Source organism: Maritimimonas sp. 2304DJ26-3 (assembly GCF_056591635.1).
Genome location: NZ_JBWQOK010000003.1, coordinates 370,175 through 394,439, shown reverse-complemented (window position 1 = coordinate 394,439; position 24,265 = coordinate 370,175). Strand labels below are relative to the sequence as shown.

The window sequence follows — 24,265 nt, the reverse complement described above, 5'->3', positions numbered from 1 at the left end:
TTAAGAAGGCAAAGTTAAACTATTCTAAAAAGAAAAATCCACCAAGTATGTTGGATAATTTTATTAGAACGAACACTATTGACATACATCATCTGAATCCAAACCTACTGAAGTTAATGTTCCATCAGGTAAAATGTTATTTTTTAAATCACAAACAGCTTGTGGAATAATCGTTACAGGATTACCACCAATAACTAATTCTCTAAGGTTTGTTAAGTTAGATATTTCTGTTGGAATTGCAATAATTTGGTTTCGGTAAAAATCTAAATGCCAAAGGTTAGATAATTGACCTATTTCAACTGGTATTGTTATAATTTTATTATATGTTAAATATAAACCTTGTAAATTATCTAACTGCCCTATTTCTTTAGGAAGTGCTGTTATTTGATTCCCAGAAAAAGATAAAATTAAGAGATTACTTAGTTTACTTATTTCTTTAGGTATAGTTGTTATGTGATTACCAGGTATAACTAAAGTAACAAGGTTAGATAATCGTGTTATTTCAAGGGGTATAATTGTTATTTTATTATGTCCTAAATCTAAATAATGAAGGTTGGTTAATAGACCTATACTTTTTGGAATTGTTGTTATTTGATTAAATCCCAATTGTAAACTTTTAAGATTAATTAACTGAGTTATTTCAGCTTGAAAAGTTGTTAAATTAGTATGCCTTAAATCTAAATGCTGAAGATTAGTTAATTGTCCTATTTCAACTGGTAGATTTTTTAGTGGATTTACTAATAATTCTAAACTTTCAAGATTAGCTAATTTACCTATCCCACAAGAGATTTTTGTTATCTCATTATAAGATAAATTTAAATTTATCAAATCAGTTAATTGCCCTATTTGACAAGGGATAGTTGTAAGGTTTGAATATCTTAAACGCAAACCTACAACATTACCGTTACTATTTAGTTGAACTCCAGAAAATGATTCCATACTAGTATCATTTAAATCCCAATTCAAAGTATTATTTGGGTTTGCTTCATACAAGGCCTTTAAAGCATTATAATTGCTTAAAGGAGTGCTTAAAGCACAATTACATAGTAGACCACTTATTGGCAATTCAGTTTCCAAATCCTTTGGATTGATAAAAACAATATCATTATCAAAACATTGACCACAAGCTCCTCCGTTTACTAAGGGGGTGGGGTTAGGCGGAAACCTGAATTGAATATCTTCTAAAATGGTCTTGTCTCTATATTCTTTTAATATAGGTAGTCTTTCTACTACATCATCAAATTGGTAAACCTCAGGAAAACACAATATATATTTACAAATTTCTGGAGGGAAAGCTAAACCAGGTATTTTTTTTAACCTTCCTAACAAGTCATATCGTGCTTTAGTTTGAAGACTAATAGGTTTAATGGCTAAATAGTTTTTCTCTTTTGAAAAATTTGTATTAAATCTTTTTGAACTTAAATCAACTTTCGAAGCAATTTTATTGACATTAAAATTCTCATCTACTTCAAAAATTGAAATATTAGAATTTTCGCCTAATTTCTCAATTACATCAAAAAAATCTACCTCAGATGAATTGTCTATTACTTTAAAAACAACTAGTTCATTTTCTGCAGACATAAATTTTTCTGTTGCCTTTTCATCAATTTCAGCATTAATAACTTTCTTTTTACACGATATTAAGAATATAAATAAGATGAATAAACAACCTAAGATATTATTTTGATTAAAACACCTATTGCAAATTTTAGTTAGTTTTTTCATAGCATTAAAAATTTAAAGATTATATAACACTATAAAATTACTTTATTAAATCACAATTAAATTAAACATATGTAACAGACTATGAAACAGATGTAACCAATCAAAGGAAATTTGCTATAAGTATTGCAAACTAATCTTCAAAAAAAACTTCTTGAAACCCTATTAAATATAATTTTTCTTGTGCACGAGTAACCGCAGTATAGAGCCAGCGCAAATACCCTATATCTTGCCCATTAGGTAGATAAGGCTGTTCTATAAAAACTGTTTTCCATTGTCCTCCTTGTGATTTATGGCATGTCATTGCATAAGAGAATTTTACTTGTAGGGCATTAAAATATTTATTCTTTTTTACTGAAAGCAATCGTTTATAAGATGATCTTTCATGCTCAAAATCTTTTTTTACCTCTTCATATAATCGATTAGAGTCCTCATATGATAATGAAGGCGTTTCAGAACTTAAGGTATCTAATAATAAGACTGTTTCAAATGGTCTCTGATTTGGGTAATCTATCATTCTAATTTTCACTTCAGCAAAACGAAACCCATATAAATCTTTATAATTTCTAATTTCAAGAATTTCGCAAATATCACCATTAGCTATAAAACCGGCTTCAGAACTATCTTTTAACCAAAAATAATTGTTCTTTACTACCATTACATAATCACCAGTAGCAATTTCATTCTCTTGACCTCTAATTTTACTTCTTATCTGCTGGTTGTATTGATTAGCACGTTTATTTGATCTAACAATAAATGCCGTAGCTTCTACCCCTTCGTCTGTGTCATAAGCAGATTGTATGGCGTCTTGTATATCGTACCCTTCCATTAAACGGATAATATCTGGAAAATTTAAATTGAATTTGAAATCTTCATAACCGCCATCACCTAAATTCAATCTTAACCGAGTTGCATTACTAAGTATTCCAGAATTTTTATGTTGACGCATTACTTCATTCAACTCCAACTCATTTACATCTTTATTATAATTTAATTCTAAGGCGTCGGCGTTTAAGGCAGGACTTAATTCCAGCTTGACTGGAGGTAACTGTGCAGTATCACCTATAAGAATCAGTTTACAATTTTTACCAGAATACACATAAAACAAGAGATCATCCAGCAAAGAACCATTCTCAAACAAACGAGCATCAGCAGCTCTGTCTGGTATCATAGAAGCTTCATCGACAATAAAAATAGTATTGGTATGCTTATTTGTTTGTAAAGTAAAAGATACACTTCCGTTATTTTTCTTTTTAGGGTGATATATCTTTTTATGAATTGTAAATGCTTGCCTATTTGCAAAACCTGCTATTACTTTAGCGGCTCTACCAGTGGGAGCTAATAAAACAGATTTTTTGCCTGCATTCCACAGATTATTTACAACAGTACTAATAGTAGTAGTCTTACCAGTACCGGCATATCCTTTTAAGAGATATAAGTTCTTGTTATTGTCGCTAAATGCAAAATCAGATAATTGCTTTAATAGAACATCTTGTGTTTTTGTAGGTTCGTAAGGAAACTTATCTAGTAATAATGTATAAAATGTCTTTGGGTCTTTAATCATTCACCTACACAAATAAAAAACCAAAGGTACAAATTGATTTAACCCTAAAAATTTTTAGCATTGAAAAAATTTTGTAGATTTGCGTATAACCTAAAAAATTAAATCTCATTTAAAATGTTAACAGTTTTAATAATTATTGCAGCAATCGCACTAGTTGGTGGTTTAGCATACTTTATTGTAAATAAAGCTAGTAGTAAGTCTAGACCAATTATTTCTATTTTACTTTGGTTGCTAATCGCATTCCTAGGCTATAAGATCTATCAAGGTATTCAAGCCCCAATTAAATTTAATAAGGAAAAGAAAGCACGTTACACCAAGGTAATTGATCGCTTAAAAATAATTAGAGATGCTCAAGTAGATCATAAAGCTGTTACTGGCGATTATGCTAAGAAATTTGAAAACTTAGTAGCGTTTATTGACACGGCTAAATTTGCTGTTACAGAAACGAAAAACGTAATTAAAACCGTTAATAAAGGAACTGATTATAGTCCTATTATGATTGAGGTAGAAGAGCGAGTTGTGGATACTGTAGGCTTCAAACCAGTAAAAGATTCATACGCTCAGCGTGATTATAAAAGCATGGGCGATGTACCAGATGCTAGTACTAAGTTTACCATGGAAACTGGTTATGTAGAAAAAGTACAAGGCATTAAATCACCAGTATTTCAAGCGAAAGTTGATAAAGGTGTAATATTAGACGGACTAGACATTCATTTAATAAGACAGGAAAAAGAGGCTTTTGGTGGTCCTGAAGTGAGTGGTGAATTCATTTCTGTAGGATCATTAGACGATGTAAAAGTGAATGGTAACTGGCCACCTTTTTATGATACAGGAGAAAAGAAAGATAGCGAATAATACAGATTCAAAAGATCAAAGAAATAATCATCTATCCATCCAATTTAGTTTGGATGGATTTTCTTTTTGCGTTCTTGATAAAGACTCTAAAGAATTTACAGCACTATGCGATTATTATTTTAAAGAAAATCAAGTTAAGACTCCACAAAAATTACTTACTAATATTGCCGATGTTTTCGATAGTAATGAGTTGTTAAAGCAAAAATTTAGTTCAGTTACTGTAAGTCATATAAATGACCTTTCTACGTTAGTACCGAAACCTTTATTTGATGAGAATAAATTATCGAATTATGTTGAATTTAACAATAAAGTTCTTAGGCATGACTATTTTGTTTTTGATGAAATAAAAAACCACGATATTGTTAACGTATATGCACCATACGTAAACGTAAATAATTTTTTAATTGATCAATTCGGAGGGTTTGAGTACAAGCATTTTTCTACAGTTTTAGTAGAAAACTTAACAGATATCTATAAGTACAGTTTAGCGCCTCAAATGTTTGTTAATATTTGTCAATCTCATTTTGAGATCATTGTTATTTTCGACAAAAAATTGCAGTTATATAATACCTATAAATATACCACAAAAGAAGATTTCATTTATTATATTTTGTTTACTGCTGAACAGTTGAAAATGAATCCTGAAAAGTTTGAACTGCAGTTGCTAGGTAATGTTGATAAAGATGATAATTTGTATGCAATAGCCTATAAATACATTAGAAATGTAAGTTTGCTCGAAAATCGATCTAGATATTCACATTCAGAGGGTTTTACTGAAGAGATTAAGAGACAGTATTTTACTTTACTACATCAATTTTAATGAGAATAATTTCAGGTAAACACAAAGGTAGACGCTTTAATGCACCTAAAAATTTACCTACAAGGCCTACTACTGATATGGCTAAAGAAGCATTGTTCAATATTCTTAATAACCAATACTATTTTGAAGATATAAAAGTCATTGATCTTTTTGCCGGTATTGGTAGTATTAGTTTAGAATTTGCCTCGCGTGGAACAGAGCAAGTAATAAGTGTTGACAAGCATAATGGCTGTGTGCAATTTATCAATAGCTTGTCAAAAGAGTTTGATGCAAATATTACTACTATAAAAAGTGATGTTTTTAAATTTTTAGAAAACACTTTACAAACAGCAGATATAATCTTTGCAGACCCTCCATACAGTTTTTCTGATCAGCAATTTATTACAATACCAAAACTTATTTTCGAGAAAAAATTACTTAATAAAGATGGTTTATTGATTATAGAGCATTCTAAACGTACTAACCTATCTGATTTAGATCAATTTAGTTATGTTAAAAATTACGGAGGAAGTTCCTTTAGTTTCTTCGAAAACTAATACTTTAACAAGTTAATTTTCATCGACCATTGCAACACCATTCTCAGTTTTTACTGAAGATGAAGAAATTGTAATTTCAGAAGATATAATAAAGCTTTTGGTGTATACAAATAAATTATAATCTCCTGCGGCTAGTTTAGACTTATCAATTGTACCTGTCTTCCCTTTATTATTATATGTAAGTATTAATTCATCTGTCTTAGCATCTCTTAGCTGATACTTATAGAAATCATCTACAGATTCTAATGTCATTGTAGATTTTCGAGTATCATCAACAACAGTAAAAACTACTGAACCATCTGGCGCAGTGCTAACATATTTGAACAATTGAGGCTTTTCAGTAGCTTGAGCAAAAGAAGAAAAAATAGCTAAACCAAAAAATAACACGAAAAATATCTTTTTCAAAACAGAGTTTTAAGGGGGTAAAAATTAATAGTTCTCTAAAGTAGCAAAATAACTTATAAAAACTAAAGATATTCTAAAGTTTTATTATGACGATCTTAACAATGTTAAACTTTATAATAATATATTAATTAGTAGTAACTTAGTAGTTTAACTAAACTAATCACATAATGAGAAAATTAGCAGTATTTCTTCTGGCCTTTTCTTGCTTGATTGCTTGTAAAAAAGAGCAAAAAGTTGATGAAAAAGCAGAGATAGTTAAGAATCTTCAATCGTATACCATTGAGCAAATGATGGATAACGAAGCCATTGGCGGAGGAAGTTTTTCACCAGATAATTCTAAATTATTAGTCTCAAGTAACAGATCTGGTATTTATAATATGTTTACCGTTCCTGCTGATGGTGGTGATTTTACACCGATAACGCAGTCAGACAGTGCTTCTGTATTTGGTATTTCATATTTCCCTAATGACGAACGCATTCTATTTAGAATGGATGGTAATGGAGATGAAATATTTCATTTATATGTTCGTGATACTACTGGAGCTACAACCGAATTAACTCCTGATAAAGGTGCTCGTGCATCTTTTTATGGTTGGGCACATGATGGTAAAAGCTTCTATTATGGATATACAAAACGTAATCCTCGTTTTACTGATGTATATGAAATGGATGTTGAAACTATGACTCCAAAAATGATCTATCAAAATGATAATGCCTATTCATTTGGAGGTATTTCTAACGATAAAAAGTATATGGCTTTAGGAAAAGCTATTACCACTAATGATTCTGATTTATTTGTCTATTCTTTTGATGACAAATCATTAACCAAAGTAAATGCAAATCAATCTGCCAATTCTGCTTCAGATTTTACGCCTGATAGTAAATCATTACTCTATACTACAGACGATGGCAATGAATTTGCTTATTTGAAGAAATACAATCTTGAAGATAAATCTCAAGAAAAAGTACTAGAAAAAGATTGGGATATTTGGAGTAGCTTCTTTACACATGATGGAAAATATCAGATAACTTATGTGAATGCCGATGCCAAAACAGAGATTGATGTTGTAGATGTAGCAACTGGAGAAAATGTAGATTTTCCAAAATTTGATGCAGGCGATGTTAGTAGCGTTAGTTATTCTAGAGATGGTACAAAAGCGCGTTTTTATGTTAGAGGGTCTAATACACCCTCAAACTTATATTCGTACGATGTAGCTACAAAAGAGTATAAAAAACTTTCTGATGTATTAAATAAGGATATTAATCCTGTTGATATGGTAACTGCTAAAGTGGTTCGTTATAAGTCTTTTGACGGATTAGAAATACCTGCTATTTATTATACTCCTCATCAAGCTTCAACAGAAAATAAAGTGCCTGCATTGGTTTGGGTACATGGAGGACCAGGAGGACAATCGCGACAAAATTTCTCATCACTAATTCAATATTTAGTGAATCATGGCTATGCCATTCTTGCTGTAAATAATAGAGGAAGTAGTGGTTATGGTAAAACATTCTTTCAAATGGATGATTTAAATCACGGTGATAAAGATTTACAAGACTGTGTAGAAGGTAAGAATTGGCTTGCCGAGCAACCTGAAATCAATGCCGAAAGAATAGGTATTATAGGTGGTTCTTATGGTGGTTATATGACTATGGCTGCGCTTACTTTTAAACCTGAGGAATTTGATGTTGGTGTTAACATTTTTGGTGTTACAAATTGGATTAGAACCATTAGAAGCATTCCACCATGGTGGGAGTCTTTTAAAGACGCTTTATATAAAGAAATGGGTGATCCATATTCAGCTGATTCTGTGAGGTTACATAAAATTTCACCTTTATTTCATGCTGAAAATGTTACTAAGCCTTTAATGGTATTGCAAGGAGCGAAAGATCCTCGTGTACTACAAGTTGAATCTGATGAAATAGTAGCAGAAGTTCGTAAAAATGAAGTTCCAGTAGAATATGTATTGTTTGATGATGAAGGTCATGGCTTTGTTAAAAAAGAGAATCAGATTGAAGCCTACGGCAAGATCTTACAATTTTTAGATAAATATCTCGGTGATGATGAACCTGTAAAAGAATAAATAAAAAAACCGCCAAACGGCGGTTTTTTTATTCTAACCAATCTTTAAAATCTCTTACACGTTCGCGAGCAACGATCACATCTTGATCTTTATAGGTATTTAGTTTTATTTGCAAACGCGAATTAGTATACGACACCATATCTTTAATAGCGTTGATATTCACAAAAAACTTACGGCTTATCCTAAAAAAAGTCTTTGGCTCAAGTTCATTTTCTAGTTGCTCTAAAGTCATATCTATTAAATAATCGCGGTTTTCATTTGTATGAATATAGGTACCCTTATTTTCGCTATAAAAACATTCTATAGCGTCAATGGGAATCATTTTTAAATGCTGCCCTATTTTTACCGTAAATCGTTTTTTATAAGCACGCTCAATTGGGTTTGTTAAAAGCTTTTTAATGTCCTCAAAATTAACCTGAACATTTTGAGCTTTTGGAGCCATATTTTGATACTTCTTTACAGCTCGTTCTAAATCCTCATCATCTATCGGTTTTAGTAAATAATCAATACTATTTAGCTTAAAAGCTTGTAGTGCATACTCATCAAAGGCTGTTGTAAAAATAATAGAACTATTAATCTCTATTTCATCAAAAATTTCAAAAGACAATCCGTCTGAAAGTTGAATATCTAAAAAGATCAAATCTGGATGCTCATTATTATGAAACCAATTAATAGATTCTTCTACAGAATGCAACATTGTGCTCACCTCTACTCCTATTTTCTCCAGCAATCTAGATAATCTTCTAGCTGCTGGTTTTTCGTCTTCTATTATTATGACATTCATTTCTTTAAGTTCAATTTTTTAGCTTGTTTATTTATAATGTTGTTTCCTATAATTACCGTGATTATAGTTGCTAAAGCTACTGCCCACCAAAATTGTTGCATATTTTGTACAAAACGAGTACCGACTTCTGACCAAAACGCGCAATACAATCCTACTACAGACCAACTCATAAAATAATAATGATACCCAAACCAGTTCTTACTTTTTTTAATGGCTGGAATAATTCCTGCTAACACAGTAGCTAAACTGACAATAGCAAAAAAATGGAATATGCTAAAGCCACCAAAATTTATGATAAAAAATGCGCTCAAGTTTAATAATAACATTGAAACCACATAAACATAGCCAATCCTTTTATGAAAAGTAGTGCCTTTAGCATTAAAAACAACTACCAAGCCAGTAATCATAGTTATTACAGCTATAATCGTATGAAATGCACCAATTTTACTATGTATAATGTCGTTTAACATTAACCTATTTTATTCATACCTATTTCTAAATTCGTTTCTATCCTCCTCCATATATTTCTTAATTCTCTCTTCTTCCCAGTTTTTTCCAAAAATTATATTTCTACCAAATACGCCCCAAGCATGAAAAAAAATACCAATACCCCAAAAAAACCATACAGCATACGTTGGAAAATCGAAAAATGCTTCACTAAAAGTATCTCCACTATTTATATCACTAATTACCTTAGCGGAAGAAATAAATAGATTAACTAAAATATATACTATTAAATGAACATAGAATCCTTTTAGTTCATCTACCTGCTTTTTAGCTTCTAAATATCTATCACTTTTTATTTTATCTAATTCTTTCATAATTCAAAAATTTTTATTCCCATTGATTACTTGACGCATCCTTATTACCTTCAGCCATATATTTTTTTATTTTTTTCTCTTCCCAACCTTTAAAAAGTGATGATTTAAAAACAAATACCACTAAACCATGGATCAGTAGTCCTATTCCCCATAACAACCAGCTCAAATAAATATCAACATGTGTCAACATTTCAATAAAAACTTTAATGTTGGCAACATGATAAATTAGAACCATCTTTGCAATTGTTATTGATGTGTTCACTAATAAATATACAAGCAAATGTGTATAAAAACCTCTAATTTGCTTTACACGTTTCTTTGCTTTTAAATAATTATCATTTTGTATTTCATCAAACTCTTTCATACGTTAAAGTTGTTATTCCCATTGATTTCTAGGCGCGTCCTCATTACCTTCGGCCATATATTCTTCTATTTTTTCTTTTTCCCATTTCTTAAAGAAATTAAAAACATCAGTAAACACATACAATCCATATATTAACAATATAGAACCCCAAAATACTGGTGTTAACCATAAATTAATATCTAACCAGTTTATAAAGCCCACATCATCACCCTTCACTTCTGTTAATATATATCGAATGAACCTCTTCGCAAATAAAATCCAAAGAATTAAAAATGCTACATAAATAAACAAGTTTTTGTAAAAACATTTTATGTCTTTAACTCGCTTTTCAGCTCTTAAATAGGCACTTTTTTTATCTTTTTCCATCGTCTAATATCTTATTCCCAACGGTTTCTTCTACTTACATCAGTATTTTCTTCATCCATAAACTCTTTAAGCTTACGTTCTTCCCAATTCTTACCCATAAACGGATTCATTTGAAAAGCCTTTATTGCATGAAATACCAAACCGATACCCCAGCCAAATGCAGCCCATAAAAACCACATATAACGCCAACCGTTTGTATAGTAGTTTAACCCAGCTAAAAAAGCTATTACAATTATATACCAAGCAAGACTAGAATAAAACTTCTTTAACTCTTCTACACGCTCTTTAGCTCGTAAGTATTTATTTTCTTTATCAAAATTTTCCATAGTTAGTTAATTATAAAGTTGATTTTGTTGATTTTCTTCTTTTTCTATTAGCTCTTGAATCTTTTTCTCTTCCCACTGTCTACTAAATATTGAACCTCTTTTAAAGACTACAAACCAATGAATAATAAGACTCAGTAAATAACCAGCAACGGGAAAAATTGCCCATGGATAATTACTCGTTAACCAGTTTACAATTGTTACAATTGGTATTACCAATATACCTGCAAAGAGATGCCAGTAAAAACCTTTTAATTCTTCTAAGCGCTTCTTAGCTCTTGCGTACTTCTCTTCTTTGTTGTTATCTATTACTTGCATGATTGATTTAGTTGTAAAGTTCTCTGTTATTATTTTCTTCATCCATTAGCTCTTCTATTTTACGCTGCTCCCAATTTTTTCCTAAAAAAGGTGTTCTTCCGGTAGCCTCTAGCCAGTGTGCCAGTACACCAAACCCCCAACCTAATGCAGGAAATATCACCCAAGGAAAATCAGTTGTCATATAATTAACAAAGGCCAAAATTGGCATTACAATTATGTACGATACCAGATTAGAATAAAATTCTTTAACCTTTTTTACGCGTTCTTTAGCACGCATATATCGTTTGTCTTCTATATAATCTTGCTGTATTTCTAGCGACGTAGATAATTGCTTAGTAAGCATCGGTATAGCTACGCTAAAATGCTTTGGTGTTTCTTCTATAATCATTTCACGCTTAGTTAAAAGCGCATAACGTTGTACTATATTTGATAAACCAACACCACTACTCTTTTTTACTACTTGTTTTGGTTGTAAGTTATTTTCGACCACTAGATCGTTACCCCTTTCGTAGATTTTAATATTTAGTGGCTTTTGAGATGTAACCATGTTATGTTTTACAGCATTCTCTAGTAACAATTGTAATGACAGAGGCACTACTTTAGCTTCAGGATTTGCAACCTTTTCAGGGATTTCGAAAATGATGCTATCTTCGAAACGCATCTTTAATAGAGACATATAAGTTCTAGCAAATTTTAACTCATCTTCTACTGTAACAAGTTCTTTATTTTTTTGTTCGAGTACATATCTATATACTTTTGATAATGAGGTTGTAAATTTTTGAGCATTATCTGGTGATTCGTCTATTAAACTTGTTAAAACATTTAGACTATTAAATAAAAAATGTGGGTCTAGTTGATTCTTCAACGCATCAAATTGAGCGCTTGCAGTACCAGCAATTACCTTTTGTATTTTGGTTTCTTGTTTAACAGCAGATTTCCAATTACGCATAAAATCTCGTGCATGCATAAAAGTTGCTACAGCTAAAGAAAATATGATGTAAAAGATATGTATCCAAAAAAAGTTTCCTTCAAAAAAATTATCAGGATTAGCTCCTTGTATATAAACAAAGAGTATATAATTTATCATCAGAACCACCGGAACAACATATATCACCGTTGCTATAATACCAGCAGTAACACGTTGATTAGTTTGTTTTACCCAATCCCATTGAGAATTGAGATACTTATTTATTATTCCTAAACCGAAACCAATACCATAACTATAAAGTGCTGAGATACCAAAGGAGGTTAAAATACCTTCAACAGTAAACTGTCTAGACAAGATGATGAATATAATACCTAAAATTAATGTTACTTTTAGGCATACAATCGCACCATTTTTAATATTATTCATAGAAAATATTTCTCTAGTTTTCACAGCTTCCTATTTAATAGTTGATTGTTATTGTTTTGTCTGCCGTTAATTTAAACTTAGCATTCTTGTATTTTGGTGGACCAAAACTTCCTTTAGCATTATTACTCATACCCGTTGGTTCTTTAGGAATTCCCAAGAAATTGGTATCCATTTTACCATTGGCATTTTTATCATAAAAAGATGAAACAGCATAAGTGCCCGACTCTAAATCTTTAATAACTGTGGTCGCTTTTCCGTTTACTACTTTAGCAATGGTGCCTTTATATGGTTTCTTTAAAAAGCTATCTTCACTATTATAAAGTGCAATAAACACCTCGGTTCCTTTCTTCATTTCAATACCATCTATTTGTATAATTAAAGTATTGTCTTGTGCTTTTCCCGTTAAGGATAGTATTAAAAATGTTATTAAAATTAAAAATCTCATTTCTTATGGTTGTTTTGTCAGTTCGAGTGCTTTTCTTTATAAAAGTGTATCTAGAACTGCATAAGTTGCTATTTTATCTGAGGCGGCACTCTAACTTAGGCCACTTTGTGGCTTAAAACTACTAATTATTCTTTAGTTTCCTTTTTTGGTGCACATTGTGATGATGCTACTATTTGCATGGCTCTTTGCTTACCCCATTTTGGGTAAAATTTTCCTTTAGACTCAGAAGCATCGTATAAAGCGATCGATTCTTGTAAACGTTTACAATAAGGTGTTAGATCTTGCCCAAAGAATTGAGCTCCGCCCATTTCGAATTCTGCCAAACCACTATATGCTCTAGGGTTAGTTTTATCAAAAGCAATTGCTTTTTTATACAACTCGGTAGTTGGTGCAGATAAAGTTGGCCCATATGTCACAGGGTCTGAAGCTACTTTAGCCACATTTATCAATGCTTTTACTACATATATCTCTGAGTTGTTTGGTGATAATGCATCTGCTGTAGCAATATGATCTTCTGCCGAAGCTATTTGTGCTGCTTGTTGCGCTTTATCTTTAATATTAAAAGCAGTCCTTGTTTTTAATAAAGCTAAATGGTAAGCAGGCAACCAATTTTCCGTTTCGGTATTAGCAATGCGTTCTAAAAGATTGGCTGATTCATCATATTTTTGCTCTTTTTGAAGTGCGAGAGCTTGCTCCATACCTTTTTCGAAATCGGTTTGTGCTGTTGTTACTTGGCTAAGTAAGAATAATAATAAGGTTGTTACTAGTCGTATCATGATATTTTTGTTTTAAATGATGGTTCAAAAGTCTTGAGATAGCCAAACATTTAAAAGAGTTTACGACTGAATTGTCATTTTTTTAGGATGAATTGTTAACTTGGGTTTTTTAATAATTAAAGTTAATGATCACAACCGCTATAATACTGCTAGTTATAATTATAGTTTATTTACTTTATTTAGAATATTACAAAACCAAAATAGCCAAAGATCTAGATAAGATACTAGCAAACGGAGCTACTCTTTTAGATGTACGAACAAAGACAGAATATAAAAACGGACATATTAAACATGCAATAAACATACCTATTGGTCAATTGAATACTACTAATATTCCTTTAGAAAAAAATGAAACAATAATTACATATTGCTCTCATGGCATACGTAGCTACAAAGCTCTAGAAATCTTAAAGAATAAAGGCTTTGCAACTGCTTATAATGGTGGAGCTATGAAACACTTAAAGAAGTGTATAATTACAGCATGATTAATGATTAAAAACAATGACAAAACGGAAAACTAATTTTTGGTTAGATATTTTAGAACAATTAGTAGATGTCTTTTTTAAAAGTAGCCGTACTAAAAAAAGAACCTGGCACCAACATGTAGTACCTTACAAAGCTGGTTGGGCCATAAGGCGCGAAGGCAATAAACGTATTACTTCTAAACACCGTAAGCAAAGTACCGCTATAAATAAAGCAAAAACTATTGCGAGAAAATATAAGGCAGATGTTATTATACATAGAGAAAATGGTGGTATACGAGACAGGGTTAGTTATGATTAACCTATTTTGAAAAAAGGGAAAAACACTCTACAAAAAACAGGATAAATCCTGTTGACATCATATAAAAAAAAGTAGATATTTGCTACAAATAAGATTTTAAAAATATGAAATCATAAGCTTTATTATGAGGTTAAGGTCATTTTTTATTTTCATATTCATAGGTGTAATAACTTTATTATTTTCAAGTTGTGCTCCTTTGATCCTAAATGCAAATTTTGATTCAGATCGCATTGGAAGGGAACCAAATTTAAATCCTCCTGGCGATCCTTCAGGTGATGAGATTATCCTAAATTTATTAGATGGGGAATGTTTTTATACTATAGAAAATAGTACTGTATTTAATTCTAGAGCTTTAAAATTTAACCCAATTAATGTTGGTTGTCGAGATAAGTTAATGATCTATTCTAATGATATCAGTGGATTTCCAAGATATTTAGAATATTATTTCGAAGTATATACCGAATACAATGACTGTCCTATTTTTATTGATTTAAAGGCCAAAATAGATGAGCCAGACCCAGACATTGAAGCAGACTTCCCATCAGACGCGTCTGGAATGGGGTTAAGACTTAGGTTGTTTTTTAATGGAGATATAGTTTTAGAAGATGGAACACGCCGCTTTAGAACAATAGGGTCATATTCTTCATACGAAAAACTTATTTGTGTAGTGAAGTTTGATCGTCGGAGCAATACTTACACGTTGACAATATTAAGACCTGGTAAACCAGCCATTATACAAAGAGACCGCCCCCTGTATTCACATGATTTTTGGGAGTACTCAAAATATGGGTTAGTTATACAGTATGATGGTCATACATGCCACCCCCTTTCTCTTCCATCTAACCGTGCTTATTACATTGATAAAATACGACTTGAAAATAGCAGGTGACAATAATGCTTATTATAAAAAACGTATTTTCACCACATGAAAAGCAACTTTATCATTAACGAATTATGGCAATTGTCTATTGCTGGGGCTTTTCAACGCGCTGGTATTTATAAACCAGATGTAGATGAGGCGCTTAAAGAACGTTTTAAAACAGAACTTAAAAGAGACCTCGAAAGTTTTATCGCAGAACAATACTTTAAACCTTGCTCCGAAGAGCAGCATATAAAAAACATAGAAAAACTCTCTGAGCATACTAAAGAATATGCTAACCTGCTTAAAGGCGGTCAACTCAATATTGGCGTAAGCCAAAAAGTATTAAACCTATTTTTAAAATATGTTTGGTGTTTAAAATTAATACCTGCACCACCGCACTTTCCGGTGGATAGAACTATACAAATAATACTTAATAAAGAAGCAAAGCAATTAAACCTGCCTACCATTACCCTAAAACCTTGGACACAAATAGCAACCATAGAAAGCTATTTAGAAGTCATCGATCTTGCTAAACGCGTACAAGCTGCAAAACCAAAATATCGGCAATTGTCGTTGGCGGAGTTAGAGTTGAAGTTGTATAGTAAGAAGTAAACGTAACTTCGAGTGGTTTTGTTAATAAAATATTTAAAATATTTTTTATTAAGTTAGGATTCCTTACTATATTTGTATTAGTATTAATCCAAAATTTTTAATTATGAATAAATCAATTTTTTATCATGCAGGTTGCCCAGTATGTGTAAGTGCAGAACATGACGTTATAGATTTAATAGGATCTAGTAATGTAGAAGTTGTTAATATTGGTGAAGTAAGAACACGTATAAGTGAAGCTGAAAACGCAGGCGTAAAGTCCGTACCAGCCTTAGTTACACCAACTGGTAATGTACTACACATTAATTATGGTGCTTCTATGGCCGATGTAAAAGGATAATTTTTTATCTTTACTTGTTAGGATTCCTAATTTTAAATTTTATTTATGAAAATTTCAATTTACGATACGTATGTTCAACGAGCGGATGGTGCTATTATGCATTTTGATATTCTTGTTCCAGACACAGTAACAGACACTAACATTATATACAATTATGGTCATACTTATCTTAACAGTAAACCATTTAAAACTGGCAAACTTACATCTAACGAATGTCAATTTTGCCATATAGAACAAGCTTCAGAAGAAGTAATAAATGCCATTCAGCAAAAAGGTTTTTATATTATTGAAATGGAAAATTGTTCTTAATTTTAATTAGGAATGCTAACTTAGCCTATCAAAACCAAACTTGATAGGCTTTTACTATGAGCATATTTAATCCGAAAAAACAACAATTAGATACTACTAGTAAAATAGTAGTTGGCTTAGAACGTATATCTGAAGCATTTAAAGTGTTACTTTGGGAGAAGGCTAAAGAATTGGGATTAAGCCCTATACAAATACAAATACTATTATTTGTTGCTTATCATAAAAGTGAGTTCTGCAACGTAAGCCATTTAGCAAAAGAATTTAATGTTACCAAGCCCACTATTAGTGACGCGATTCGAGTATTAAATAAAAAAGAATTAATTATTAAAGACTACTCCTCTACCGATAGCCGTAGTTATACAATTTTGGTTTCTGAAAAAGGTAAAAAAATAGTTAACGTTACAGAAAATTTTGCTGAGCCCATTGAAAAACAGCTAAACACTATAAACGAGATTGATCTTAATAATGTGTATAAAACACTTAGCAAATTAATTTATCAGCTCAATCAAACTAATATTTTAACTGTACAACGTACCTGTTATGCTTGTAAATTTTACGATAAAAATTCGAAAGGCAGTTATTGCAATTTATTAGAAGCTTCTTTAAAAGTTCAAGATATTAGACTAGACTGCCCAGAATTTGAGAAAGTGCATTAATTATCTTACAGGTTATCTAGTTGATTCTTTTTCTTATCCTCACTAATAGTCCAAAAGAAACCTACAAAAAAGAAGCTATCAGAAGTAGGTACAATGGCTTGTCTATTAAACGTTCCATTATTATTTGGTGTAGTCGAATAATCGTAACCAAATACATTTTTAAAACCTAATATATTGGTTGCAGAAAAATATAGGATCTTTTGCTGCGAAATTAAATACGCCCAATTAACACTTATATTATGATAACTTTTAGTTCTACCATCCATAAATTGAGTACTATTCAGGTTGTTAAAAGGTCTGCCACTAGCAAAATTATAAGTCATACCTACTTGCGAACGCCAATCGTTAATCCAATATTTAGTAACTAATGAAGCATTGTGTTTGGTTGCATAATTAGGCATTACTTCTGTTGGATAATCTTGAAATTTACGCTTAGTATCTAAATACGAATACGATAACCAATACTGTAGATATTTGATACTTTTAGAGTCTCTCCAGAAAAGATCTAAGCCTTTTGCATAACCAAATCCTTCGTTATTAAAATTAGCCATTGGTCTGCCAAACTCAGTATCGTATTGCAATAAATTATCGTACTCTTTATAAAACGCTTCTGCTCTAAATAAGCGCTTGTTCTTTTTGTATTGATAATTTAAAATATAATGTGTTGCTTCTTGTAAATTTAAATCTTGGGTAATTTTTAATTCATCGTTTTGTGGCGTTTGATAAAAATCACCATAAGCAAAAGATATTTGTGCTTGTTTATTGAACTTATAGGCTAAAGAAACTCTTGGTGAAATTGTAGTTTCGTCAAATAAAGCAGTATGATCTAATCGTACTCCAAGTTTTGCAGCTAGGCTGTTTGAAAAGAAAATATCAGTTTCCGCGAACGCTGCAGCTAAATTATTTGTAAAACTATATTGAAATGGCTGTGTCTGACTTGCTATACCATCTTCTTTAAAATGTGTTGATTGAAACTCAGCGCCATAGCTCAATTTTAGTTGATTACTAAAATTATGTTTCAATTTCGCCTTAATATGCAGTGCATTTTCTATATTTCTAACTTTAGTATCACTTATATGTACTTTAGCATTACTATTTGTATAACTGATACCTGTTGTTAGTTTGGTTTTATCACTTATAAAGCCATTATAAGAAAGGTTTGTATACCAATTGTTATTTTTTAAATCTAGTCTAACCAAATCTTCAAAGTTGATATCTTGTTGCTCTACATCAAAATTTAAGGATTCAAAAGCTGAATAGAATTTAAACAATCCATTTTTAGTATGATGTCTATATACGGCCTCACCAGAAAGTGATTCTGGTAATTTATTCCATTTATTATCATCTGGTACCAACTCATTATATGGAGCTAAATTAATATACATGGTATTGACCGTAAGCGCATCTTTTTCCCACTTTTTGGTATGCCCTACTCCTGCACCTACAGTCATAAAAGACCAATTGGTTTCGCTTTGCTTAGGATCATCTATGGTATTCAATAATAATACACTAGACAGTGCATTGCCATATTCTGCAGAATAGCCACCGGTACTAAAAGTAATACCGTCGAATAAAAATGGAGAATAGCGCCCTCTAGTAGGTGTATTATTTGCAGTTGGTGAATATGGTTTAAAAACCTGTAAGCCATCAATAAATACCTGAGTTTCTTCTGCTGTACCACCACGTACAAACAAACGACCATCTTCGCCTACGGTTTGAGTGCCAGGCAACGTTTGTAAGGCAGAAATAAAATCTCCAGCTACACCTGCCGTTGTAACTACATCTAAAGGACTCATTACTGATACTTTAGAATTATCTCCAGCCTGAAAAGAGCCCGCAGACAATACAACAGCGTCTAAAGTATTTACCTCTTCTTTTAAAACAATATTTAGATTATTTAAAGTAGAAACATCAGCTGTAAATCGATATGTTTTAAACGCTAAATAAGACACAATTAAGGTTTGGTTACTAGATTTGCCTGATTCAAATGAGAATAATCCATTTTTATCAGTGGTGGCTCCATCGTAGGTGTTTTGCAAATAAACATTTGCCCCAATTATTGGAACTCCTTTTTTGTCTGTTACCTTTCCAGATATAGTAGTTTGAGCACTTAGTGGTATTGTTAAAATTAAGATAGCTAAGATTATTATGGTTTTCATTTACATTGATTTTATAGTGCAAATGTTGTTTAGCGTAAAAAACTTTCATAAAAAGAGCTACTGAATTGTAGATTAAAGAGGACGGGATGTAAAATCTTATTAAATAAAATATAAGTAATTTAGGGCTATTGAAAATTATCACATGAAAAAAAATAAAAAAACCTCAATAGCTCGTAGAAGCTTTATTTCTAACACTTTAAAAGCTTCAGCGTTGATTCCTTTTATGGGCTTTCCAATTGCTTGTCTTGGCGCCAATAAAGAACAAACTAGGACAAACCCTCTTAGTAATACTTCAAAACCATTAAGCATTTTGATTTTGGGCGGTTCTAGTTTTTTGGGTCCTCATCAAATAGCATATGCATTAGAAAGGGGCCATAAAATCACAACATTTACAAGAGGTAAAACAAAGCCAACCGTTCATCAGGATATTTATGAAAAAGCTGAACATTTGATAGGTGATAGAGAAAATAATCTAGAAGCTCTAAAGGGTAGAAAATGGGATGCAGTAATTGATAATTCTGGTAGAAAAGTTGAGTGGACAGAAGCTACTGCTGATCTGCTAAAAGAAAATGTAGGCATGTATATTTACATTTCTTCAGTTAGCGTATTCTATCCTTATTATAAAGCAAATTTAAAAGAAGGAGATCCTCTTGTCTTAGAAGTACCTAGTAATGCCACTGGTGACGAAAAATTTACCTACGATTATGGTGTGATGAAAGCTAACTCAGAATTAGCTGCGGAAAGAATATTTGGAAAAAATAAAACAGCAATAGTTCGCCCTACTTTTATGTTAGGCCCGGCAGACAGAACCAATCGTTTTTTTTATTGGCCAACTCAATTAGCCAAAGGTGCAGATGTTATAGTACCAGGTAAAAAAGATGATCCGGTTCAGTTTATTGATGTCCGTGATATTGCAGATTGGACTATTAGATTGATAGAAAATAAAACTTCTGGCGTTTTTAATGGTGTTGGCCCTGCTACGAAAATGTCTGTTACAACATTTGCTGAAAAAACTAAAGAAGCTTTAGACTCAAAATCTAAATTGGTTAGTATTGATAACTATGACTTTTTGAATAAAAACAATCTTCCTTTTCAAGCTCCTTGGATATTGGATTCAGAAAAATTTCATGGTATATCTCGCGTAAACAATGAGCATTCTAAAAAGAATGGTTTAAGCTTTAGGCCGTTTAATAAAACCATAACGGATACCTATAATTGGTGGGTTTCTGATGGTGTACCTAAAGATAGAAGAGAAAAATTTCTTTCCGACCCAAACGAATTACACAACAGACAAGCTGAGCTCATTAAAAAATGGAACGTTTATAAAAAGTAATATTGTTATAATTTTTCTGACAATATTGCTGTAATTGTTTTTAATAGCTACTATATAATTCCCTATTGGATATTGTTATTTGAGTTATGCATTGTGACCTACTCTAAATTTATGGGTCAAACATTTAGATAAGAATTGTTTATTTTATCTGTATATCTTTTAAACGATATCATAAAATATATAATTATTCGTTAATAGCTTTACTACTAGTAATATATAAGGATGAAAAATATTGTCATATTTGGTGGAGGACCTCATGCAAATGTATGTATTGATATTTTTGAACAGAACGAACATTTTAATATCGTTGGTATTATTGATGCATTTGCAAATAAAGGAACGCAAGTGCATGGTTATAAGGTAATTGGAAAACAAGAGGATATAATTAGACTATCTAAAGTATATAATATTGACTGCGGATTTATTGCTGTTGGAGATAATTTAGGTAGAAGGATGATCAGGGATGAAATAATCTACAAAATTCCAAAATTTGAATTTGTTAATGCCATTCATCCTAATGCGATTATTGGAAGAAATGTAAAGATTGGAATCGGTGTGTTTATAATGGCAGGAGTAATTATAAGCCCCAATGCAATTATTGGAGATTTTTGCATACTTAATGTAGGTGCAAAACTGGGCCATGATAGTATTTTAGGTGAGTTTTCTCTACTTTCTTCTGGTTCTATTGTAGGTGGGAAAGTAATAATTGAAAGGTTTTGTTCAATTACACTAGGTGTAACCATTGTTGATAGAATCTCAATTGGAGAAAACACCTTAATAGGAGCTGGAGCTGTTGTTTTGAAGGATCTACCCGACAATGTCTTGGCTTATGGAAACCCAGCAAAAATAGTTAAAGAAAGAGAATTTGGTGAAAGATTTTTAAAATCTGGTTAAGGTTTATTATATTATATACATTATAACTTCTCTGACATAATAGCGACTATCGTTTTTATACCATTTATATAATTACCCAAACGAATATTCTCATTAGGACTATGCTGATTATTATCTGGATTCACAGTGGGCACACCTACAGCAGGAATTCCTAAAGTGGTTACAAATGGCGAAATTGGTATAGAACCTCCCATAGTTCGAATTTGAATAGGATCTTTGCCAAAAGCTTTACGCATACCTCGCCTCAACCATTCACCTATTTCGGTATCATATTCTGTTCTAAATGCATCATAAGATACTTCTGCATTAAATCGAATGATATTCTTTTTTGTCATTCGTTCTTCTTCGGTGGGTTCACTATCAACTAAAAAATACCCTTGATCTACAATATGCTGTTTTAACAGATTAACCATATGATCTCCATCAGTTTCTTTCACCAGACGAATGTTTAACTCGGCAATAGCTGTAGCTGGTATAATAGTCCTTGTCTCTTTACCAACCCAAGCAGCTTTTAATCCTAATATACCTAATGCAGGATATTGAATGGCTTCTTGAAAATTATTACCAATATTATCAGTATGAGATATTCCAAAATCTTTTTGAATTTGTTGCTCATCATCAGGAACCTGTTGCAATATTTTTTTAACATCATCGGTAATTGTTATTCCGTCGTACCATCCTTTAATAGCAACTCTCCCATCCTCTTCCCACATTGTAGATAACAACTGGGATAATTTGACCGCAGGATTCGGCGCATAGTTACCATAGTTACCACTATGTAATGGTTTTCTAGGCCCAAATACTTCCAAAGAAATAGTAGCAATACCACGAGCGCCATATGATAATGTTGGTTGATTGGATAAATGACGTGGCCCATCAAAAATTACTAGCATATCTGCCGCTAGTTTTTCTTTATTTGCCAATACAGCCTTAGGCAATTGTGGAGATCCTAATTCTTCCTCAAAATCTAAAATAACTTTAAGATTGAAGTTTGGCTCAATTTTGTGATCATTCAAGATATCCATAGCTTTTAAAAACATCATATCTGGTCCGCGAGCATCGGAAGCAGAACGTGAAAAAATTCGCCAATCATTATTTAACTCTCCATTTAACTTTTCCCAAGAGATGATTTGCCATTTTCCGTTTTCCCCTTTTTCTTTTAAAGCAGGTATATATGGATCCGGTTGAAACCATTTGGTAGTATCCACAGGTTGCCCATCAATTTGCAAATAAACCAATACCGTTTTCTTAGCCTTGGGGTTCATTTTTGATGCTAACAACAAAGGAACAGTTTCTGTGCTTAATCTTTCTGTTTTGAATCCGCGCTTAGCAAAAGCTGTTTCACACCATTGAACATTGGGTTCTATTTGTTCAGAATAATTTGCATCATTTGGTATACTAAAAAACTCTGCTAATTCATCAAATGAACTCTTAGCATATTCTAAAGACAGTTTATCTAAATCTTTAATCTCTTTTTGAGAAAATGAAATTGAAAAAACTAGAAGAAAAGTGATTAAAAGAAGTGTATTTTTTTTCATGATGTTAGTTGATTTAAAAATCATTAGTAAATTTAATGACAAATCTTTTAATTATGTGGGCGGAGAAATTAAAATTTTACGATAAGCTTGTAGCTACTAATGATAAATTTGAACGAAAGGGTAAAACCATGCCTTATACTTCAGCAAATGGCTATATGTTTTCTTTATTCAATAAAGCTTGCGAAATTGGTATTCGTTTATCAAAAGAATCTCAAAAAGCTTTCAAAGAAAAACACAATACCACTATATATAAATCTTACGGAGCAGTAATGAAAGATTATGTTTTAATACCAGAACATTTATATGATAATTTAGAATTGCTGGCTACAACCTTAGATGAAAGTTATGAATATGTAATGTCTTTATCTACAAAACCAACTACAAAAAATAAAAAATGATAAGTGTTAAAACTGTTGAACATATTGTAATAGGCATTATGCTATTTCTACTACTATTTAATATTTACTTAGGCTATTTTAATAGAATAAAGAATGATACTATCAATATTATATTAAAAAATTGGGCATCTAGCAATTACTTTTTTATGACATTCGCTTGGGGTGTTTTAGGAGGTCATTTCTTTTTAGGTACTCGAATTCCATTATTTGGAAGCAATTGGTGGTTACCTATTCTACTAGTTGCATTGATTCTAGTAATTTTATTTTTTATAGGGAAAAAGCTTCCTGAAAATTTTATGCTAAAAAGCCGTTATCAATTTATTCTGCTCTTTTTTGGAGTATTATATGGGCATTTTATTTGGTCTCAAAGACACATACCAAACATTGATTTTCCATGGTAAAAGAAACTTCTACATCAAAAGATACAATTCAGTTATCAGAATTAATAAACGACCCTGTATTTATTAAAAGAGTACAGTATGTACTTATTGGTTTATTTGTAATTATTATAGGATTAGACATCTACCTGGCATTAGATAAAATAGACGGTAATACTATAAGCAATGTTATAAAAGATAATACTGATAATGGATTATTCGTTTTAACTTATTTATGGGGAGCAATAGCTGCTAATCTTTTTTTATACTCACTAAAACCTGCAGCTTTTAGTAGGGGTGTTGGGTTTATTATTGTATTACTTATTGCTATGCTTATTGTAATTTTTAATATCGAAAAATATGTGGATAGTTTCTTTGTAAAACATCAATACAACATCTCTATTTATATAATTTCTATGAGTTTTGGATTGCTAATTGGCTGGCTTTTCTGGAGGCAAAAATCACCATGA

Annotated in this window: 31 protein-coding genes; 16 read left to right on the top strand and 15 right to left on the bottom strand. The window is 31.5% G+C overall.

The features are described 5' to 3' along the window. Positions 1 to 75: 75 nt before the first annotated feature. Together AC1EUV_RS10485 and AC1EUV_RS10480 are read right to left on the bottom strand one after the other, a co-directional pair. Entirely contained in the window at positions 76 to 1,725 is a 1,650-nt protein-coding gene (locus AC1EUV_RS10485) for a leucine-rich repeat domain-containing protein (RefSeq protein WP_480198658.1), read from the bottom strand. A 130-nt stretch (positions 1,726 to 1,855) separates the two neighbouring features. After that, positions 1,856 to 3,286, bottom strand: a complete 1,431-nt coding sequence (locus AC1EUV_RS10480; protein WP_480198657.1) for an ATP-dependent DNA helicase — start codon at positions 3,284 to 3,286, stop codon at positions 1,856 to 1,858. A 114-nt stretch (positions 3,287 to 3,400) separates the two neighbouring features. On the opposite strand from AC1EUV_RS10480, the gene AC1EUV_RS10475 reads away from it, so the two are divergent. Genes AC1EUV_RS10475 through AC1EUV_RS10465 form a run of 3 tightly spaced genes read left to right on the top strand, consistent with a single transcriptional unit; the run spans position 3,401 to position 5,497 of the window. Next, the gene (locus AC1EUV_RS10475) at positions 3,401 to 4,141 is read left to right on the top strand and encodes a hypothetical protein (protein WP_480198656.1); all 741 of its coding nucleotides are present in this window, start codon (positions 3,401 to 3,403) and stop codon (positions 4,139 to 4,141) included. Next, positions 4,110 to 4,961: a DUF3822 family protein gene (locus AC1EUV_RS10470; protein ID WP_480198655.1), complete on the top strand. Its 852-nt coding sequence runs from the start codon at positions 4,110 to 4,112 to the stop codon at positions 4,959 to 4,961. Before AC1EUV_RS10475 ends, AC1EUV_RS10470 begins: the two co-directional genes overlap by 32 nt. After that, complete coding sequence (locus tag AC1EUV_RS10465; protein ID WP_480198654.1) at positions 4,961 to 5,497, top strand: RsmD family RNA methyltransferase; 537 nt, start codon at positions 4,961 to 4,963, stop codon at positions 5,495 to 5,497. The genes AC1EUV_RS10470 and AC1EUV_RS10465 overlap by 1 nt, the downstream gene beginning before the upstream one ends. Before the next feature lie 12 nt (positions 5,498 to 5,509). Here AC1EUV_RS10465 and AC1EUV_RS10460 read toward each other — a convergent pair whose 3' ends face one another. After that, positions 5,510 to 5,902 (bottom strand): hypothetical protein, encoded by a 393-nt coding sequence (locus AC1EUV_RS10460; RefSeq protein ID WP_480198653.1) that lies wholly within the window; start codon positions 5,900 to 5,902, stop codon positions 5,510 to 5,512. A 167-nt stretch (positions 5,903 to 6,069) separates the two neighbouring features. On the opposite strand from AC1EUV_RS10460, the gene AC1EUV_RS10455 reads away from it, so the two are divergent. Continuing rightward, on the top strand, positions 6,070 to 7,986 hold the full coding sequence (locus AC1EUV_RS10455) for a S9 family peptidase (protein WP_480198652.1): 1,917 nt from the start codon (positions 6,070 to 6,072) through the stop codon (positions 7,984 to 7,986). A 28-nt stretch (positions 7,987 to 8,014) separates the two neighbouring features. Here AC1EUV_RS10455 and AC1EUV_RS10450 read toward each other — a convergent pair whose 3' ends face one another. The 10 genes from AC1EUV_RS10450 to AC1EUV_RS10405 form a co-directional block, all read right to left on the bottom strand. Then, positions 8,015 to 8,770 (bottom strand): LytR/AlgR family response regulator transcription factor, encoded by a 756-nt coding sequence (locus tag AC1EUV_RS10450; RefSeq protein WP_480198651.1) that lies wholly within the window; start codon positions 8,768 to 8,770, stop codon positions 8,015 to 8,017. After that, complete coding sequence (locus AC1EUV_RS10445; RefSeq protein ID WP_480198650.1) at positions 8,767 to 9,240, bottom strand: DUF2306 domain-containing protein; 474 nt, start codon at positions 9,238 to 9,240, stop codon at positions 8,767 to 8,769. The genes AC1EUV_RS10450 and AC1EUV_RS10445 overlap by 4 nt, the downstream gene beginning before the upstream one ends. Before the next feature lie 9 nt (positions 9,241 to 9,249). Beyond that, a complete protein-coding gene (locus AC1EUV_RS10440; RefSeq protein WP_480198649.1) occupies positions 9,250 to 9,591 on the bottom strand; it encodes a 2TM domain-containing protein in 342 nt (113 codons plus the stop codon). Positions 9,592 to 9,604: 13 nt separating this feature from the next. Further along, entirely contained in the window at positions 9,605 to 9,955 is a 351-nt protein-coding gene (locus tag AC1EUV_RS10435; RefSeq protein WP_480198648.1) for a 2TM domain-containing protein, read from the bottom strand. A gap of 12 nt (positions 9,956 to 9,967) precedes the next feature. Next, positions 9,968 to 10,321: a 2TM domain-containing protein gene (locus tag AC1EUV_RS10430; RefSeq protein ID WP_480198647.1), complete on the bottom strand. Its 354-nt coding sequence runs from the start codon at positions 10,319 to 10,321 to the stop codon at positions 9,968 to 9,970. A gap of 11 nt (positions 10,322 to 10,332) precedes the next feature. Beyond that, positions 10,333 to 10,647 carry a 2TM domain-containing protein gene (locus AC1EUV_RS10425; protein ID WP_480198646.1) on the bottom strand — a complete coding sequence of 105 codons (315 nt, stop codon included), beginning with the start codon at positions 10,645 to 10,647 and terminating at the stop codon, positions 10,333 to 10,335. Positions 10,648 to 10,653: 6 nt separating this feature from the next. Continuing rightward, a complete protein-coding gene (locus AC1EUV_RS10420; protein ID WP_480198645.1) occupies positions 10,654 to 11,004 on the bottom strand; it encodes a 2TM domain-containing protein in 351 nt (116 codons plus the stop codon). After that, positions 10,970 to 12,340, bottom strand: a complete 1,371-nt coding sequence (locus AC1EUV_RS10415) for a 2TM domain-containing protein (RefSeq protein WP_480198644.1) — start codon at positions 12,338 to 12,340, stop codon at positions 10,970 to 10,972. Before AC1EUV_RS10415 ends, AC1EUV_RS10420 begins: the two co-directional genes overlap by 35 nt. A gap of 10 nt (positions 12,341 to 12,350) precedes the next feature. Beyond that, a complete protein-coding gene (locus tag AC1EUV_RS10410; protein ID WP_480198643.1) occupies positions 12,351 to 12,761 on the bottom strand; it encodes a DUF2141 domain-containing protein in 411 nt (136 codons plus the stop codon). A gap of 125 nt (positions 12,762 to 12,886) precedes the next feature. Further along, positions 12,887 to 13,537 (bottom strand): hypothetical protein, encoded by a 651-nt coding sequence (locus AC1EUV_RS10405; protein ID WP_480198642.1) that lies wholly within the window; start codon positions 13,535 to 13,537, stop codon positions 12,887 to 12,889. A 125-nt stretch (positions 13,538 to 13,662) separates the two neighbouring features. Between AC1EUV_RS10405 and AC1EUV_RS10400 the strand changes: the two genes are divergently transcribed. From AC1EUV_RS10400 to AC1EUV_RS10370, 7 genes are all read left to right on the top strand, one after another. Next, entirely contained in the window at positions 13,663 to 14,022 is a 360-nt protein-coding gene (locus AC1EUV_RS10400) for a rhodanese-like domain-containing protein (RefSeq protein WP_480198641.1), read from the top strand. 16 nt (positions 14,023 to 14,038) lie between these two features. After that, positions 14,039 to 14,320, top strand: a complete 282-nt coding sequence (locus AC1EUV_RS10395; RefSeq protein WP_480198640.1) for a DUF2188 domain-containing protein — start codon at positions 14,039 to 14,041, stop codon at positions 14,318 to 14,320. Positions 14,321 to 14,516: 196 nt separating this feature from the next. Next, positions 14,517 to 15,209, top strand: a complete 693-nt coding sequence (locus AC1EUV_RS10390; protein ID WP_480198639.1) for a hypothetical protein — start codon at positions 14,517 to 14,519, stop codon at positions 15,207 to 15,209. A gap of 36 nt (positions 15,210 to 15,245) precedes the next feature. After that, positions 15,246 to 15,794, top strand: a complete 549-nt coding sequence (locus AC1EUV_RS10385; protein ID WP_480198638.1) for a hypothetical protein — start codon at positions 15,246 to 15,248, stop codon at positions 15,792 to 15,794. 103 nt (positions 15,795 to 15,897) lie between these two features. Continuing rightward, positions 15,898 to 16,131: a thioredoxin family protein gene (locus AC1EUV_RS10380; RefSeq protein WP_480198637.1), complete on the top strand. Its 234-nt coding sequence runs from the start codon at positions 15,898 to 15,900 to the stop codon at positions 16,129 to 16,131. A 45-nt stretch (positions 16,132 to 16,176) separates the two neighbouring features. After that, the gene (locus tag AC1EUV_RS10375) at positions 16,177 to 16,440 is read left to right on the top strand and encodes a DUF2024 family protein (RefSeq protein ID WP_480198636.1); all 264 of its coding nucleotides are present in this window, start codon (positions 16,177 to 16,179) and stop codon (positions 16,438 to 16,440) included. Positions 16,441 to 16,496: 56 nt separating this feature from the next. Next, on the top strand, positions 16,497 to 17,096 hold the full coding sequence (locus AC1EUV_RS10370) for a MarR family winged helix-turn-helix transcriptional regulator (protein WP_480198635.1): 600 nt from the start codon (positions 16,497 to 16,499) through the stop codon (positions 17,094 to 17,096). Between the two features lie 5 nt (positions 17,097 to 17,101). Here the strand turns inward: AC1EUV_RS10370 and AC1EUV_RS10365 are convergent, their stop codons facing one another. Beyond that, positions 17,102 to 19,255, bottom strand: coding sequence for a TonB-dependent receptor (locus tag AC1EUV_RS10365; RefSeq protein ID WP_480198634.1), 2,154 nt, complete (start codon positions 19,253 to 19,255; stop codon positions 17,102 to 17,104). A gap of 142 nt (positions 19,256 to 19,397) precedes the next feature. Here AC1EUV_RS10365 and AC1EUV_RS10360 point away from each other — a divergent pair, with 142 nt between their 5' ends. Together AC1EUV_RS10360 and AC1EUV_RS10355 are read left to right on the top strand one after the other, a co-directional pair. Further along, entirely contained in the window at positions 19,398 to 20,588 is a 1,191-nt protein-coding gene (locus tag AC1EUV_RS10360) for an NAD-dependent epimerase/dehydratase family protein (protein WP_480198633.1), read from the top strand. Between the two features lie 222 nt (positions 20,589 to 20,810). Next, complete coding sequence (locus AC1EUV_RS10355; RefSeq protein ID WP_480198632.1) at positions 20,811 to 21,482, top strand: acetyltransferase; 672 nt, start codon at positions 20,811 to 20,813, stop codon at positions 21,480 to 21,482. A 20-nt stretch (positions 21,483 to 21,502) separates the two neighbouring features. Here the strand turns inward: AC1EUV_RS10355 and AC1EUV_RS10350 are convergent, their stop codons facing one another. Beyond that, positions 21,503 to 23,020: a M20/M25/M40 family metallo-hydrolase gene (locus AC1EUV_RS10350; protein ID WP_480198631.1), complete on the bottom strand. Its 1,518-nt coding sequence runs from the start codon at positions 23,018 to 23,020 to the stop codon at positions 21,503 to 21,505. Positions 23,021 to 23,055: 35 nt separating this feature from the next. Here AC1EUV_RS10350 and AC1EUV_RS10345 point away from each other — a divergent pair, with 35 nt between their 5' ends. The 3 genes from AC1EUV_RS10345 to AC1EUV_RS10335 are packed head-to-tail and all read left to right on the top strand — an operon-like array spanning position 23,056 to position 24,265. Beyond that, positions 23,056 to 23,418, top strand: coding sequence for a hypothetical protein (locus tag AC1EUV_RS10345; RefSeq protein WP_480198630.1), 363 nt, complete (start codon positions 23,056 to 23,058; stop codon positions 23,416 to 23,418). Continuing rightward, complete coding sequence (locus tag AC1EUV_RS10340; RefSeq protein WP_480198629.1) at positions 23,415 to 23,819, top strand: hypothetical protein; 405 nt, start codon at positions 23,415 to 23,417, stop codon at positions 23,817 to 23,819. Before AC1EUV_RS10345 ends, AC1EUV_RS10340 begins: the two co-directional genes overlap by 4 nt. Then, positions 23,813 to 24,265, top strand: a complete 453-nt coding sequence (locus AC1EUV_RS10335) for a hypothetical protein (RefSeq protein ID WP_480198628.1) — start codon at positions 23,813 to 23,815, stop codon at positions 24,263 to 24,265. The genes AC1EUV_RS10340 and AC1EUV_RS10335 overlap by 7 nt, the downstream gene beginning before the upstream one ends.

Excerpts from the sequence above, each read along its gene's own strand:
- AC1EUV_RS10475 (WP_480198656.1), top strand. The coding sequence starts at position 3,401 with ATGTTAACAGTTTTAATAATTATTGCAGCAATCGCACTAGTTGGTGGT.
- AC1EUV_RS10445 (WP_480198650.1), bottom strand. The coding sequence starts at position 9,240 with ATGTTAAACGACATTATACATAGTAAAATTGGTGCATTTCATACGATT.
- AC1EUV_RS10380 (WP_480198637.1), top strand. The coding sequence starts at position 15,898 with ATGAATAAATCAATTTTTTATCATGCAGGTTGCCCAGTATGTGTAAGT.
- AC1EUV_RS10350 (WP_480198631.1), bottom strand. The coding sequence starts at position 23,020 with ATGAAAAAAAATACACTTCTTTTAATCACTTTTCTTCTAGTTTTTTCA.
- AC1EUV_RS10405 (WP_480198642.1), bottom strand. The coding sequence starts at position 13,537 with ATGATACGACTAGTAACAACCTTATTATTATTCTTACTTAGCCAAGTA.
- AC1EUV_RS10450 (WP_480198651.1), bottom strand. The coding sequence starts at position 8,770 with ATGAATGTCATAATAATAGAAGACGAAAAACCAGCAGCTAGAAGATTA.
- AC1EUV_RS10420 (WP_480198645.1), bottom strand. The coding sequence starts at position 11,004 with ATGAAGAAAATAATAACAGAGAACTTTACAACTAAATCAATCATGCAA.
- AC1EUV_RS10465 (WP_480198654.1), top strand. The coding sequence starts at position 4,961 with ATGAGAATAATTTCAGGTAAACACAAAGGTAGACGCTTTAATGCACCT.
- AC1EUV_RS10355 (WP_480198632.1), top strand. The coding sequence starts at position 20,811 with ATGAAAAATATTGTCATATTTGGTGGAGGACCTCATGCAAATGTATGT.
- AC1EUV_RS10370 (WP_480198635.1), top strand. The coding sequence starts at position 16,497 with ATGAGCATATTTAATCCGAAAAAACAACAATTAGATACTACTAGTAAA.
- AC1EUV_RS10360 (WP_480198633.1), top strand. The coding sequence starts at position 19,398 with ATGAAAAAAAATAAAAAAACCTCAATAGCTCGTAGAAGCTTTATTTCT.
- AC1EUV_RS10365 (WP_480198634.1), bottom strand. The coding sequence starts at position 19,255 with ATGAAAACCATAATAATCTTAGCTATCTTAATTTTAACAATACCACTA.
- AC1EUV_RS10385 (WP_480198638.1), top strand. The coding sequence starts at position 15,246 with ATGAAAAGCAACTTTATCATTAACGAATTATGGCAATTGTCTATTGCT.
- AC1EUV_RS10470 (WP_480198655.1), top strand. The coding sequence starts at position 4,110 with ATGATACAGGAGAAAAGAAAGATAGCGAATAATACAGATTCAAAAGAT.
- AC1EUV_RS10430 (WP_480198647.1), bottom strand. The coding sequence starts at position 10,321 with ATGGAAAAAGATAAAAAAAGTGCCTATTTAAGAGCTGAAAAGCGAGTT.
- AC1EUV_RS10425 (WP_480198646.1), bottom strand. The coding sequence starts at position 10,647 with ATGGAAAATTTTGATAAAGAAAATAAATACTTACGAGCTAAAGAGCGT.
- AC1EUV_RS10440 (WP_480198649.1), bottom strand. The coding sequence starts at position 9,591 with ATGAAAGAATTAGATAAAATAAAAAGTGATAGATATTTAGAAGCTAAA.
- AC1EUV_RS10335 (WP_480198628.1), top strand. The coding sequence starts at position 23,813 with ATGGTAAAAGAAACTTCTACATCAAAAGATACAATTCAGTTATCAGAA.
- AC1EUV_RS10395 (WP_480198640.1), top strand. The coding sequence starts at position 14,039 with ATGACAAAACGGAAAACTAATTTTTGGTTAGATATTTTAGAACAATTA.
- AC1EUV_RS10400 (WP_480198641.1), top strand. The coding sequence starts at position 13,663 with ATGATCACAACCGCTATAATACTGCTAGTTATAATTATAGTTTATTTA.
- AC1EUV_RS10485 (WP_480198658.1), bottom strand. The coding sequence starts at position 1,725 with ATGAAAAAACTAACTAAAATTTGCAATAGGTGTTTTAATCAAAATAAT.
- AC1EUV_RS10435 (WP_480198648.1), bottom strand. The coding sequence starts at position 9,955 with ATGAAAGAGTTTGATGAAATACAAAATGATAATTATTTAAAAGCAAAG.
- AC1EUV_RS10410 (WP_480198643.1), bottom strand. The coding sequence starts at position 12,761 with ATGAGATTTTTAATTTTAATAACATTTTTAATACTATCCTTAACGGGA.
- AC1EUV_RS10375 (WP_480198636.1), top strand. The coding sequence starts at position 16,177 with ATGAAAATTTCAATTTACGATACGTATGTTCAACGAGCGGATGGTGCT.
- AC1EUV_RS10345 (WP_480198630.1), top strand. The coding sequence starts at position 23,056 with ATGACAAATCTTTTAATTATGTGGGCGGAGAAATTAAAATTTTACGAT.
- AC1EUV_RS10480 (WP_480198657.1), bottom strand. The coding sequence starts at position 3,286 with ATGATTAAAGACCCAAAGACATTTTATACATTATTACTAGATAAGTTT.
- AC1EUV_RS10340 (WP_480198629.1), top strand. The coding sequence starts at position 23,415 with ATGATAAGTGTTAAAACTGTTGAACATATTGTAATAGGCATTATGCTA.
- AC1EUV_RS10455 (WP_480198652.1), top strand. The coding sequence starts at position 6,070 with ATGAGAAAATTAGCAGTATTTCTTCTGGCCTTTTCTTGCTTGATTGCT.